The 12486-nt window shown below is 60.5% G+C and carries 10 protein-coding genes and 6 pseudogenes; 9 read left to right on the top strand and 7 right to left on the bottom strand.

Annotated features, from left to right (window positions below; genetic code table 11):
• Positions 1-183 precede the first annotated feature (183 nt).
• Positions 184-1311 (top strand): site-specific integrase, encoded by a 1128-nt coding sequence (locus ASD12_RS24525; RefSeq protein WP_056592430.1) that lies wholly within the window; start codon positions 184-186, stop codon positions 1309-1311.
• A gap of 44 nt (positions 1312-1355) precedes the next feature.
• Here ASD12_RS24525 and ASD12_RS35560 read toward each other — a convergent pair.
• Positions 1356-1564: pseudogene (locus ASD12_RS35560) on the bottom strand (hypothetical protein); the annotation flags it as partial.
• On the opposite strand from ASD12_RS35560, the pseudogene ASD12_RS24520 reads away from it, so the two are divergent.
• Together ASD12_RS24520 and ASD12_RS24515 are read left to right on the top strand one after the other, a co-directional pair.
• Positions 1550-2451: pseudogene (locus tag ASD12_RS24520) on the top strand (site-specific integrase); the annotation flags it as partial. The pseudogenes ASD12_RS35560 and ASD12_RS24520 overlap by 15 nt on opposite strands.
• 289 nt (positions 2452-2740) lie before the next feature.
• On the top strand, positions 2741-2950 hold the full coding sequence (locus tag ASD12_RS24515) for a hypothetical protein (protein ID WP_056592427.1): 210 nt from the start codon (positions 2741-2743) through the stop codon (positions 2948-2950).
• A 378-nt stretch (positions 2951-3328) separates the two neighbouring features.
• Here the strand turns inward: ASD12_RS24515 and ASD12_RS35895 are convergent, their stop codons facing one another.
• Positions 3329-3460 (bottom strand): hypothetical protein, encoded by a 132-nt coding sequence (locus tag ASD12_RS35895; protein ID WP_348271734.1) that lies wholly within the window; start codon positions 3458-3460, stop codon positions 3329-3331.
• Positions 3461-3961: 501 nt separating this feature from the next.
• On the opposite strand from ASD12_RS35895, the gene repA reads away from it, so the two are divergent.
• The 4 genes and pseudogenes from repA (at position 3962) to ASD12_RS35550 (ending at position 7860) form a co-directional block, all read left to right on the top strand.
• Positions 3962-5176, top strand: coding sequence for a plasmid partitioning protein RepA (gene repA, locus ASD12_RS24510; protein WP_056592424.1), 1215 nt, complete (start codon positions 3962-3964; stop codon positions 5174-5176).
• Positions 5173-6171, top strand: coding sequence for a plasmid partitioning protein RepB (gene repB, locus ASD12_RS24505; protein WP_056592436.1), 999 nt, complete (start codon positions 5173-5175; stop codon positions 6169-6171). Before repA ends, repB begins: the two co-directional genes overlap by 4 nt.
• A gap of 156 nt (positions 6172-6327) precedes the next feature.
• Positions 6328-7533, top strand: coding sequence for a plasmid replication protein RepC (repC, locus tag ASD12_RS24500; RefSeq protein ID WP_056592421.1), 1206 nt, complete (start codon positions 6328-6330; stop codon positions 7531-7533).
• Positions 7534-7715: 182 nt separating this feature from the next.
• Positions 7716-7860: pseudogene (locus ASD12_RS35550) on the top strand (cold shock domain-containing protein).
• Positions 7861-7952: 92 nt separating this feature from the next.
• On the opposite strand, the gene ASD12_RS24495 reads toward ASD12_RS35550, so the two are convergent.
• Complete coding sequence (locus ASD12_RS24495) at positions 7953-8384, bottom strand: helix-turn-helix transcriptional regulator (RefSeq protein ID WP_244482963.1); 432 nt, start codon at positions 8382-8384, stop codon at positions 7953-7955.
• A gap of 576 nt (positions 8385-8960) precedes the next feature.
• On the opposite strand from ASD12_RS24495, the gene ASD12_RS24490 reads away from it, so the two are divergent.
• A complete protein-coding gene (locus ASD12_RS24490) occupies positions 8961-9227 on the top strand; it encodes a DUF5623 domain-containing protein (RefSeq protein WP_056592418.1) in 267 nt (88 codons plus the stop codon).
• A 304-nt stretch (positions 9228-9531) separates the two neighbouring features.
• Here ASD12_RS24490 and ASD12_RS24485 read toward each other — a convergent pair whose 3' ends face one another.
• Positions 9532-9993 (bottom strand): phasin, encoded by a 462-nt coding sequence (locus tag ASD12_RS24485; RefSeq protein WP_056592415.1) that lies wholly within the window; start codon positions 9991-9993, stop codon positions 9532-9534.
• 84 nt (positions 9994-10077) lie between these two features.
• Between ASD12_RS24485 and ASD12_RS34405 the strand changes: the two genes are divergently transcribed.
• Positions 10078-10509: a hypothetical protein gene (locus ASD12_RS34405; protein WP_156398647.1), complete on the top strand. Its 432-nt coding sequence runs from the start codon at positions 10078-10080 to the stop codon at positions 10507-10509.
• A gap of 12 nt (positions 10510-10521) precedes the next feature.
• On the opposite strand, the pseudogene groEL (ASD12_RS35545) reads toward ASD12_RS34405, so the two are convergent.
• The 3 pseudogenes from groEL (ASD12_RS35545) to ASD12_RS35535 form a co-directional block, all read right to left on the bottom strand.
• Positions 10522-11322, bottom strand: a pseudogene (groEL, locus tag ASD12_RS35545) (chaperonin GroEL); the annotation flags it as partial.
• 1 nt (position 11323) lies between these two features.
• Positions 11324-12349, bottom strand: a pseudogene (groEL, locus tag ASD12_RS35540) (chaperonin GroEL); the annotation flags it as partial.
• Between the two features lie 64 nt (positions 12350-12413).
• Positions 12414-12486: pseudogene (locus ASD12_RS35535) on the bottom strand (co-chaperone GroES); the annotation flags it as partial.

Here is a 12486-nt window from a genome sequence, read left to right as displayed (position 1 = left end):
CGGTGATTCGGCTAGAATCCGCCAATGAACTCCGAAGCTGATTCGCGCCAGACCAATAACTTGCCGTCCGTTGACCAAACGCGAACGACAGCCATTTTCAGCGGGCAGAAGCCCGAAAATCGTACTCGGCATCGCTCCGCTCGACCACAGGAAACGGCGTCAGGTGTCGACCAAATCGCGCCGATGGCCTCGGCCGGGCACGACACGCCGATCGCCGACGCCCTGCCTGATATCGTCGACGTCGTCATGGAGATGGGTCGTATGCCGGAGGAACCGCCGGCCGAAGCCCACTCCCCTGTTCCGGCCGTCGCCAATCCCCGCCTGCCGGCGCATCTCGACGCGCTGGCCGATCGCGCCCGCGACTATGTCGAGGCGGCGAGTTCCGCCAATACGCGCCGCGCCTATGCGGCTGATTGGAAGCATTTTGCGAGTTGGTGCCGGCGCCAGGGCGTCGAAACGTTCCCGCCGGATCCCCGGGTGGTCGGGCTCTACATCACCGCGTGCGCCTCTGGCACGGCGACCGGCGACAAGAAGCCGAACTCGGTGTCGACGATCGAGCGCCGGCTTTCCTCGCTGACGTGGAACTATGCGCAGCGCGGCCAGCCGCTCGACAGGAAGGACCGCCATATCGCGACCGTCATGGCCGGCATTCGCAACAAGCACGCCTCCCCACCCCGGCAGAAGGAGGCGGTGTTGCCGGAAGATCTGATCTCCATGCTGGAGACGCTCGACCGCGGCACGCTACGCGGCCTGCGCGACCGCGCCATGCTGCTCTTGGGTTTCGCCGGCGGCCTGCGGCGCTCCGAGATCGTGGCTTTGGATGTCGGCCGCGACCAGACCGAGGACGGCCGCGGCTGGATCGAGATCCTCGACAAGGGCATGCTCGTTTCCCTTCGCGGCAAGACCGGCTGGCGGGAGGTCGAAGTCGGGCGCGGCTCGTCCGATGCCACCTGCCCGGTTGTCGCGGTGCAGACCTGGCTCAAGCTCGCCCGTGTCGCGCACGGTCCCCTCTTCAGGCGCGTCACCGGCCAGGGCAAGGCGGTCGGCGCCGATCGGCTCAACGACCAGGAGGTCGCGCGCCTGGTCAAGCGCACTGCGCTGGCGGCCGGCGTGCGCGGCGATCTGTCGGAAGGCGAACGAGCAAAGCTCTTTGCCGGACATTCGCTACGCGCTGGCCTCGCCTCCTCGGCCGAAGTCGATGAGCGCTATGTGCAAAAGCAGCTCGGCCATGCCTCGGCTGAAATGACTCGCCGCTATCAGCGCAGACGCGATCGCTTCCGTGTCAATCTCACCAAGGCGAGCGGACTATAGGCCGGGCACGCCCCTCCCCTGCCCTTCGGATGCCGAGAAGTGCGTTATTGCCAGGATAGCTGGTCCTTCGGCAACCGGCCGCTTGGGTCGAATACGGTTACCTTACCTTGTGCGGCAGACCCGGACCCCAGTCCCAAAGGACCAGGTTACGATCCTCCATCTCGGCGCTCGGCGCGAAACTTGGGACCACAATGCCGGCAATATTTCGAGGTCGCAAGCGGTCGTAGATGGACCAGGACGCTGGGCGCTCTCCACCGACTGGAAGCATTTTTGCGCCTGGTGCCGGCGACAGTCGCTTGATCCGCTGACGCCAGACCCAAAAATCGTCGGCCTCTACATCACGGCCCAGGACTCTGGATCGGCAAGGGACACAAGTCGGCGTCGACCATCGACTGCTGCCTGTCGTCGCTGACTTGGCACGCAACGCAGTCGACCGTTCGACCGAAAGGACCGGCATATCGCCACGGTGCTCGCGGGCATCCGTAACAAACACGCCTCTCCTCCCATCAAAGGAAGCCATCCTGCGCGACAATCTCATCACCATGCTGGAAACACTCGACCGCGGCACACTGCGCGGTCTGCGCGACCACGCCATGCTGCTTTTGGGCTTCGCCCGGCTTGCGCCGCTCCGAAATCGTCGGCCTCGATCTTGGCCGCGATCAAACCGAGGACGGTCGCGGCTGGGTCGAGTTTTTTCCGGACAAGGGCGTGCTGGTGACGCTGAGGGGCAAGACCGGCTGGCGCGAGGTCGAAATCGGCCGCGGCTCCTCCGATGCCACCTGCCCGGTTGTCGCGCTCGAGACCTGGCTGAAATTTGCCCGCATCCCGCATGGCCCATTGTTTCGGCGTGTCACGGGGCACGGCAAGGCGGTTGGTGTCGAGCGGCTCAACGACCAGGAAGTGGCGCGGCTGGTAAAGCGCACCGCCCTGGCGGCCGGAGTGCGCGGTGATCTCTCGGAGGGCGAGCGGGAGATGAAATTTTCCGGGCACTCGCTGCGCGCGGGCCTCGCCTCCTCGGCCGAGGTCGATGAGCGCTACGTGCAAAAGCAGCTTGGGCATGCCTCGGCGGAGATGACCCGCCGCTATCAGCGCCGCAGAGACAGGTTCCGCGTCAACCTCACCAAGGCGAGTGGGCTGTAGGAGATGTGGCTGTAGGAGATAGAGAAAGCCCTCCCCTTCCCCCTTTGAATCGAAAATGAGTTCTTTTCCGTCAAGGGCCTGGCATGATCAGTCTCAACGACGGAAATAGGTCCCATATCGGCCGATATCGCGAGTCAGCAGCGAAATCTACGTCAGGCGCAACGGATTGCCCAACGAGCCTGATGCGGCAAGCAGCGAGGAGTGTTTTGGCGCGAACGCAATACCCATCGCGCACCTTCGACGTAGCCCAAATAGGCTAAACAAAACCTAAACGCGGGAGCGGGCATCCATGGAAACCAGGATCATCGACAGCCGGGACGATTTTGCGCAATGGGCGATCGACAGGTCCAATGCGATCCTGACGGATCAGGGTTCGGAACTCGCCACCGCGGCCCGCAAGGGAAACGAAGCCCAGATCGCCGAGGCAGCACAGGCGCTCGGCCAGGCGATCGTCGATGCGCTGATCGAGGCGTTCGACGGTCTCGCAGGCGACGAATGAGCCACCGCTTGGCCGGCACGACTGGCTGCGCCAACGGAAACGACGGCGGCACGCGGGCTCACAGATCGAGCGGCGCATTTGGACAGCATGCCCGCCGTCGCGCTGCTTGGACCACGCCAGGTTGGCAAGACCTCGTTCGCGCTCGAAATAGCCGAACGGCGACCTTCGATCTATCTCGACTCGAATCCGACGCCGACCGCGACGGCTCAGGGAACCGGAACTATATTTGGCCGCTAGACGGGCTCTTAACAATCCAATCGAGCAGCTCTGTCATTAGCTTGCACCGTTCTGCAGAACGGGGATGGGCGGTCTACATCTTGGCACCCGCTGGTGCCTATCAAGCGCTTCTATGTGGGCTCTTCTATAAAACGGACCCGCTCACTCGCGCCGCCGTTTGATCTGGCTCATCTCGACGTCCGCGACCGTGCCGTTTTGCTGACGGATTTCGCGTCTGGCGGCCGTCGTCGCAGCGTGATTGCCGCTCTCCGCGTCGAACAGCTGGTCGAGCAAGAGCCCGAGCCGGCGCGATCCCAAGGCACCCGAGGGCGAAATACTGCCCCGTCCGTCGATAAGGCCGCATCAAGACGACACAGACGTTTTCGTGCTGCTCGCCGGCTGGCTGGTGACTGCGCTGCAGTGGTGGCTCGATCGCCCCGGATAGTGGCCCAGCGCAGGCGGCGACCAGCACACTGGAGCAAACTTGTGGGAGGCTGGATTCGTGCAGAGAGTGCAGCGGTGCCGGCTCCAGCAGTTTGAGTCGGGGTTTCGTTTCACGTGAAGTTAGAACGGAGAGTTGGCCGCGGCCAACTTTGCAGTTCGACCGCGACAGCAGGCACTATTGGCGCCAAACGATTCGCACGAAAGAAGCAGTTGGCCGCGGCCAACTTTTGACCGTGGCTCGCCGGAAACCGTTGAATCATAAGTGTTCTTGGCATGGTTACCGAATCGTGCAATCTTCGATACGGTTTTTTAGCAATTCGCCGCTAAAAAGCGCATCGAAAGGGGAAATCGATGTTGCAGACTCAAAACGTATCGACGGCCATTTCTTCCGACGCGCGGATTGCTCATCATGCGCGCCAGCTGTCTATGCAGCTGCAGTTATTGCGAGAGCGCCTATTCCCACCGTCCTCCCAGAAGCTGTTGAAGACTTTCACCTCCGGCGAGGCCGCTCAGCTCGTCGGAGTATCAGACGGCTATCTACGGCAGCTTTCAATAGATGGCAAAGGCCCTTCGCCCGAGGTGTCCCAGACGGGGCGACGTTCGTACTCACTCGCCCAAATTCATGAGTTGCGTCAGTACATGGCTTCTATCAAGCCGAAGGATGCCCTCACTTACCTTCCGTGGCGGCAGAGAGGCGACAAGCTCCAGACGATTGCCGTCGCCAACTTCAAGGGCGGCAGTGCAAAGACAACGACATCCATCTACCTCGCACAGTATCTTGCCCTGCAGGGATATCGCGTTCTCGCGGTTGATCTCGACCCGCAGGCTTCGTTGTCGTCGATGCTCGGTGTTCAGCCGGAGTTTGATCTTGCGGAAGGCGATACCCTCTATGGTGCGATCCGTTACGACGAGAAACGGCGGCCGCTGAAGGAAATAATCAGAAAAACGTACTTCGCTGGCCTCGACCTCGTTCCCGGAAATTTGGAACTGATGGAGTTCGAGCACGAAACCCCGACTGCGCTGATGGAGCAGCGGAAAACAAGCAATAGCGAAATCTTCTTTCGGCGTGTCGGCATGGCCCTGGCCGAAGTCGAAGCCAATTATGACGTTGTTGTGGTCGATTGCCCGCCGCAACTCGGATACCTGACACTTGGTGCGGTTTGCGCAGCGACATCGCTTCTGATCACCGTCCATCCTCAGATGGTCGACGTGGCGTCAATGTCGCAGTTTCTGCTCATGACTTCCGACCTTCTGTCGGTCGTCCGGAATGCAGGCGGCGATCTGAACCACGATTTCATTCGGTATGTCATAACGCGCCATGAGCCGCACGATGGTCCGCAAGCCCAGATCGTTGCCCTGCTGAGAAGTCTCTTCGGGGACGAGGTTTTGGCGGCGACAGTCCTGAAATCGACGGCGATCGCCGATGCCGGGCTTACGAAACAGACACTCTATGAAATCGAACGAGGACAAGTCCGCCGCTCGACATTCGACAGGGCAATCGAATCCCTTGATGCAGTCAACGGGGAAATCCTCGCCGGCATCGAAAAGGCATGGGGGCGGCCATGAGCAGGCGAGACGTTCTAAACGGAATATTTGCCGATACGACGCGAGAGTTGGCCGCGGCCAACTTTTCCAAAGAGACGGATGGCGGTCGTGTTCTGGCGGGGCCCGTAAGGACGATGGGACTTGCCCTCGACCGCATGGACCAGGAAGCCAGAGAACTTCGAGAAGCCTTGAAGTCCGGCGAGAGGGTTGTCGAACTCGATCCCGAACTCATTGACGGCTCATTCGTGCGTGATCGCCTCGACGGCGAGGTAAGCGCTACGGACGATATTGTGAGGTCGATCGAGGAAAACGGCCAGGAAGTGCCCATCCTCGTCAGGCAGCACCCCGATCTCGAAGGACGATATCAGGTTGCCTATGGCCATAGGAGGCTTCGCGCTGTCCGGCTCCTGAGGCGGAAGGTAAGGGCGGTTGTCAGGCCATTATCGGACAATGAACTCGTCGTCGCACAAGGCATCGAAAACACTGCGAGAAAGGATCTCTCTTACATCGAGAGAGCGGTCTTCGCCTTAAGCCTCGAAACACACGGGTTCGGCCGCGATCTGATCATGCAGGCGTTAAGCACTGACAAGACGGAACTGTCGAAACTGTTGTCCGTCGCCAGGGGCATTCCGGGCAGCCTGGTCAAAGCCATCGGTGCCGCACCCTCTATGGGCCGCCGTAGGTGGATGGATATTGCCGAAAAGATCACTGATTCCAAAGCGCTGGAAGCCGCAAGAAATGCCACCCACAGACCCGAATTCGAGGCCTTGGGCTCGGACGAACGCTTCATGATAGTTTTGGCTGAGGTTTCGAAGAAGCCGCAGCAAGAACAGACAATCAGGGAGTGGAGACCGAACGGCGGCAAGGTCGCGGCAAAGATCAGGGACACCGGGAGGGCATATACGCTCTCTCTCAAGACTGCCGAAGCCGATGAGGGCTTCGGCGCATATCTGACAGAACGGCTGGACGACCTCTATGCCGACTGGCAGGCAAACAGGAAACCGAAGCAGGAGTAAACCGCAAAAGAAAAAGGCCCCCGAACGTCACCGTAGCGGAAGCCCTTCTCGTCTCTAGACAATTCGAGAATCTCATTTCCGCGAATCAGTGTCAAGCGTTTTAAGCGTCGGCTCGGCGGGCGAATTTCTTTTGCCTAATTGAAGGTGAAGGAAGAAATGGAGACGGGTATTGCAACGACGCCCTTTGGGCGGCGGCCGATGTCGCTTGCCATGCTGGCAGCGCAAAACGATTCACGCGAAATCCCCAAGGGGAGGGCCGTCGACAAGTGGCAGATCTACCGCAACCTCTGCGAGGGCAAGAGCATCGTCGGCATCGGCGATCGTGCGCTGGCCGTCCTGAATGCGTTGCTATCATTCTATCCTGACAGCGAATTGAGTGAGGAGAACGACCTCATCGTCTTTCCCTCGAACGCACAGTTGTCGCTCAGGGCGCACGGAATGCCCGAGCCCACCGTCAGGCGGCACCTGGCGGCTCTTGTTGACTGCGGGCTGATCGTCCGTCGGGATAGCCCGAACGGGAAGCGCTACGCCCGCAAGAGCCGGGGAGGGGAGATCGAGGAAGCATTCGGCTTCTCCCTAGCGCCGTTGCTGGCCCGTGCTTACGAATTCGAGGCGGCGGCCGAGCGTGTTCGTGCCGACAGCCGGGCGCTCAGGCTTATGCGCGAGCGGATCACCTTGCACCGCCGTGACATCCACAAGCTGATAGAGGCGGCCCTTGACGAAGATGTCCCGGGCGACTGGGGAGGCCTGTGGAAGCGTTTCCGTGGCGTCGTGGAGGCAATTCCGCGCCGAGCTTGCATTGCCGAGCTCGAGCCCATCGTTGCCGATCTGGCCGCCTTGCGGGATGATGTGGATAAGCTGCTGGAAATCCATATGAAATCCACGAATCCGAGCGGCAATGACTCTCAAAACGAGCGGCAGCAATCTGATTCAAATACCGACTCTATTTTTGAATTTGAACCTGCTTTAGAGAAAAGCGGGGCGACGGCTGAGCCCAGGACGAGGACGGCAGAGGCGCCGAAAATATACCCGCTGGGGATGGTGCTGAAGGCCTGCCCCGAAATTGCCGATTATGCCGTCGACGGCATCGGCAATTGGCGCGATCTCATGATAACCGCCGCCCAGGTGCGGGGATATCTGGGCGTTTCGCCGTCAGCGTATGAGGAGGCTTGCCATGTGATGGGCCAGGAGGTCGCGGCGATCGTGATTGCCTGCATCCTGCAAAGGGCGCAGCACATCAACTCGGCCGGCGGCTATCTGCGGGTACTGACCGAAAAGGCGACGGCAGGGCAGTTCTCAGTCGGGCCGATGCTGATGGCGGCGCTCAAGGCGAACGGCGCGACGGCGAGGATGACGGGATGAGGATCGCCAATCCCGTAGCTTGTCGCTTTGCGTCTAGCTCAAAGCCAATGCGGCCTTGTCGATCGTTGGTTTCGCCGACCGGAAAGAGTCCTTGCGCAGTCGGACCGACAAGGCACAAGGGCAGGGCAGTTTTCCGCAAGTCCTGTTCCAAGTGGGTCGAAGCTACCAAGGGCTTTGGGTTCATTCAACCTGATACCGGCGGACAGGGACGTGTTCGTGCACATCTCAGCCGTGGAACGCGCCGGCATGTCGACGCTCGTCGACGGTCAGAAGATCAACTACGAAATCGAACAGGGCCACCGTACCGGCAATATCAGCAAGGTATAGCGGGCGAACTGGAATTTGACGACTAACGCAGCGTTTTAAGTCTCGTCAGAAAAAGATCTGTGACGAAACGTGTCCCCAGCCGGGGTTCAGTATCACCCTGAGTACATTCGAGCCGGTTTACAGTCATCGTTGCAAAAGAGGAAGGTCGCAGGATTCCTGCCTAGCACGTTCGCCACAGCAGCGATTGTATCGACGCTGACGTTACCTGTTCCGCGCTGCAGCTTTGTGAACGTGGCTTCCGACACGCCAAGGAGTTCTGCCATCTGATAGCAGAAAAGATCACGTTGCTTGCGTTGGTTGTTGATGATCTGGCCCAATCGGGCGAGGATGGAGTTCGCATCAAGACGATGCGCCCAAGTTTCGATGTCCGCCTGCCCGGCAAGAAAATCGGCGATCGATAGGCCGAGCGCCTGGGCCATGTGTTCAAGAGTTGTAAGGGTGATGTTGTTTCTGCGTTCGACGGTCCGAATATAAGTGCGATAAGCCAGTCCTTCGCCGGGCGCTGCATGCAACAGCTTGGCCATATCTTGATGGCGGATTCCGCGACTACGACGCTCCTCACGAAGAAGACGCGCGATGTTGGTGCGAAGAGGATTGTCGGTTCTCCCCTTCTTGTCTCGCTTCAGGAACCTATGCGCTCGCAAGAGATCGTCTGTCCAGTCAGTTTCCGATCAAATTGAGCGATAAGGACGCGTCCTGTCAACATCTCTTGCCCGAGTTTTGACTTTGCTTGGGCATGGGCGAAGGCGTCTCAAAATCGTCATAACCAGACCTCAGATCGCCCCTCGATGTGTTTGCTGTCTTCGATAGCGGCCGAAACCGACGATGGGTGGTGACCCTCAAAGGGAATTCCACATTCTGTTTTCCAATCATTCGCGCGCCGGAATGCGGCGGTTGTCTGTTCTAACAGTCTGAGGCGGTGGTGTATCTCATATCGTTGAAGCGTCAGCTTCACTGCCCTATCTCGTCTTTCCTTATTCGTATCTCTGGCATTGGCATCACCGCGAGGGCGGCGTGGAAGCCGAAGGACCGCTCTGCCTGGTGCTCGCGCTGGTCGCCATTCCCGGTGCCATCGAGGTACCAGCTGCGTCAAGTTGCGCTTGCGGCTCGGCGATGAGCGGTGGTGGATCGTTGATGATTGGGTTCAATGCGAACACGATCGGGCGGCCATGCCCGATGCGGTGTTTTTCGACCTCTACTACGGAGAGAATTCCACCGGCGGAACGTCAAAAGCTGGCGAACAACACATCGAGAACCTCCGCCTCGCACAGTCCATACTGATGCAGCACTATCCGGATTGCGCGCCGTTGAGGGACCTCGTGGGGAAAACTGATCTTGCCGTCATATCGCTCGAGAAGTTGCGGTGACGATGATCGCTGCCGATCAGGCCGCTACGCCGAGCGCGGCGTGCTCCTGTGCGCTTGGCTTGCGGATGGCGACAAACCCACGCTTGACCGCGGCAATAGCGCCGGCGGCAGCGGCCCAGAGTAACCGCTCTCCGTCTCCAGCGGCCGGATGTCGGGTCTACAATTGATTTCTTTTCGGGAGAAGGGGTGACCACTGCCCCGAGCGACGGCGGCGTTCTTGCTGGCGACCAGCCAATGCAATCGGATAGGCATCAGGCCCCCAATAGACGAGGTGCTGACCTTCGGTCTCGGTTGCCTCAAGCAATCAGGCGGCCCTGCATTCCTTCAAAGCCTTCTCAAAGGCATCCTTGATCGGCTTGGACATGTCCTCGCTAGCCCTCATCATGACGACCTGGAAACCCTTGGCCTGCTCGGTGGACTTTTCGATCTGTTTGCGCAGGAATGCGGTCTGCAGTTCGATGAACTCGGACGGCGACTTCACGGCAACCAGTGCTTCAAGGTGCGTGAAGCCGGCTTCGGTATTGGCTCGCAGAGCGGCAATCATCTTCAGGGACACCTCGTTGCCGGTGGTCGTGGCCGTTTCAAAGGTCGACTCAAAAGCCCTTTGTGTCGTTTCGGCGTCCGAACTCAATTTGGAAAATGCCTGCTTCGACTGCTCAAGGCCCTGGTCAACAACAGCGCGAACTTGCTCGGTAGCCGCGGACGGGTCGAAGGCAGGGGATTCGACGTTTTCGATCGTTTCGGTCTTGCCGGGGAGCTTGGACATTTTTCCATCCTTTTCCAGGGGCGGCCTCAAAGCAAGCCGTCTCCTGAAGGTACGAAACCGTCGCAACGGATTTATGAAGCCCACATGAAATTTGCGCGAGCGGGCTGCGCGAGCGCGAACGATCAGAAGCTCTCAGGCGCCGAGGTTCAACAACGCCGCCGAGAACAGAAGGGCGACGCTCGCCCGCGCGTCCTGCGTGCCTTCTGTCGAAATGGCGGGGGCGAGCAGATCGACGCCGCGTTCGAGCTCGACGCCTGGCACTATATCGTCGAGTGTCGGTGGCGGGCTCGGCTGGCCGATATCCGCCAGTTGGCGTGGCTAAGATTGGCGTTTGCACGCCGGGCACGCGTCAGTCCTGTTTCAGGTCGCCTGGGCGAGTTCGCCGTGGATGGCAGAGATGCCGGTCTCGATCTCCGCGAAGGTAAAGCCCTGCTCGTTGGTTCGCGCTGTCGTTTTTCGGACCAAGCTTCGCCCCAAGGAAAAGGGCGGCATTGCTGCCGCCCTTTCGAGATTTGAGATGCGTGGACCTTAGAAGCCCATGCCACCCATACCGCCCATGCCGCCGCCGGGCATACCACCCGGCATGCCGCCGCCAGCCGACTCCTTCTTCGGAGCCTCGGCGATCATGGCTTCGGTGGTGACCAGCAGGCCGGCGACCGAGGCCGCGTCCTGGAGAGCCGTGCGAACGACCTTCACCGGATCGACGATACCCATGGCGATCATGTCGCCATATTCGCCGGTCTGGGCGTTGTAGCCGAAGGTCGCGTCCTTGTTGTCGAGGATCTTGCCGGCGACGATCGAGGCTTCCGCACCGGCGTTGGCCGCGATCTGGCGGGCCGGAGCCTGCAGGGCGCGACGCACGATGGCGATGCCAGCGACCTGGTCGGAATTGGCGCCGACGGCCTTGATGGCCAGCGAGGCGCGCAAAAGCGCGACGCCGCCGCCGGGGACGATGCCTTCTTCGACGGCCGCGCGGGTCGCGTTCAGCGCGTCATCGACGCGGTCCTTCTTTTCCTTGACTTCGATCTCGGTCGCACCGCCGACGCGGATCACCGCAACGCCGCCCGCAAGCTTGGCCAGGCGTTCCTGCAGCTTCTCCTTGTCGTAGTCCGAAGTGGTCTCTTCGATCTGCTGCTTGATCTGGGCAACGCGGCCCTGGATCTCGGCCTTCTTGCCGGCGCCATCGACGATGGTGGTGTTCTCCTTGGAGATCGACACCTTCTTGGCGCGGCCGAGCATGTTGAGGCCGACGTTCTCGAGCTTGATGCCGAGGTCTTCCGAGATGACCTGGCCACCGGTGAGGATGGCGATGTCTTCCAGCATGGCCTTNCCGAGCATGTTGAGGCCGACGTTCTCGAGCTTGATGCCGAGGTCTTCCGAGATGACCTGGCCACCGGTGAGGATGGCGATGTCTTCCAGCATGGCCTTACGGCGATCACCGAAGCCCGGCGCCTTGACGGCGGCGATCTTCAGGCCGCCACGCAGCTTGTTGACGACCAGCGTGGCCAGGGCCTCGCCTTCGACGTCTTCCGAGATGATGAGCAGCGGCTTGGAGGTCTGCACGACGGCCTCGAGGACCGGCAGCATGGCCTGCAGGTTGGAGAGCTTCTTCTCGTGGAGCAGGATGTAGGCGTCCTCGAGATCGGCAACCATCTTGTCGGCGTTGGTGACGAAGTAGGGCGACAGGTAGCCGCGGTCGAACTGCATGCCTTCGACGACTTCGAGTTCGGTCTCGGCGGTCTTGGCTTCCTCGACGGTGATGACGCCTTCGTTGCCGACCTTCTGCATCGCTTCCGCGATCATGGCGCCGACCGACTCGTCGCCATTGGCCGAGATCGTGCCGACCTGGGCGACTTCCTCGGAGGTCTTGATCTTCTTGGCGGCCTTGCCGAGCGCCGCGACGACTTCGGTGACGGCGAGGTCGATGCCGCGCTTCAGGTCCATCGGGTTCATGCCGGCGGCAACCGCCTTGTGGCCTTCCTGGACGATCGACTGCGCCAGAACGGTCGCGGTCGTGGTGCCGTCGCCGGCGATGTCGTTGGTCTTCGAAGCAACTTCGCGGACCATCTGCGCGCCCATGTTCTCGAACTTGTCCTCAAGCTCGATTGTCGTTGGTCTTCGAAGCAACTTCGCGGACCATCTGCGCGCCCATGTTCTCGAACTTGTCCTCAAGCTCGATTTCCTTGGCGACGGTGACGCCGTCCTTGGTGATGCGCGGAGCACCGAACGACTTGTCGATGACGACGTTGCGGCCCTTGGGGCCGAGCGTGACCTTCACCGCGTCGGCGAGGATGTTGACGCCGCGCAGCATGCGCTCACGGGCGTCGCGGGAGAATTTTACTTCTTTGGCAGCCATGTTTTAGCTCCTGGCAGGGACTTGGGATCAAGCCCGAAAATTCAGTTGACGGTGAGGCCGATAATCAGCCGATGATGCCCATGATGTCGGATTCCTTCATGATCAGAAGGTCTTCGCCATTGAGCTTGACTTCGGTG

The organism is Mesorhizobium sp. Root102 (genome assembly GCF_001425625.1).
Classification (GTDB): Bacteria; Pseudomonadota; Alphaproteobacteria; order Rhizobiales; family Rhizobiaceae; genus Mesorhizobium.
The sequence above is the reverse complement of the archived record's forward strand: the minus strand, read 5'-3'. Positions and strand labels throughout refer to the sequence as shown.

Excerpts from the sequence above, each read along its gene's own strand:
- ASD12_RS24525 (WP_056592430.1), top strand. The coding sequence starts at position 184 with ATGGCCTCGGCCGGGCACGACACGCCGATCGCCGACGCCCTGCCTGAT.
- ASD12_RS24515 (WP_056592427.1), top strand. The coding sequence starts at position 2,741 with ATGGAAACCAGGATCATCGACAGCCGGGACGATTTTGCGCAATGGGCG.
- repA (WP_056592424.1), top strand. The coding sequence starts at position 3,962 with ATGTTGCAGACTCAAAACGTATCGACGGCCATTTCTTCCGACGCGCGG.
- repB (WP_056592436.1), top strand. The coding sequence starts at position 5,173 with ATGAGCAGGCGAGACGTTCTAAACGGAATATTTGCCGATACGACGCGA.
- repC (WP_056592421.1), top strand. The coding sequence starts at position 6,328 with ATGGAGACGGGTATTGCAACGACGCCCTTTGGGCGGCGGCCGATGTCG.
- ASD12_RS24495 (WP_244482963.1), bottom strand. The coding sequence starts at position 8,384 with ATGGCCAAGCTGTTGCATGCAGCGCCCGGCGAAGGACTGGCTTATCGC.
- ASD12_RS24485 (WP_056592415.1), bottom strand. The coding sequence starts at position 9,993 with ATGTCCAAGCTCCCCGGCAAGACCGAAACGATCGAAAACGTCGAATCC.
- ASD12_RS34405 (WP_156398647.1), top strand. The coding sequence starts at position 10,078 with ATGAAATTTGCGCGAGCGGGCTGCGCGAGCGCGAACGATCAGAAGCTC.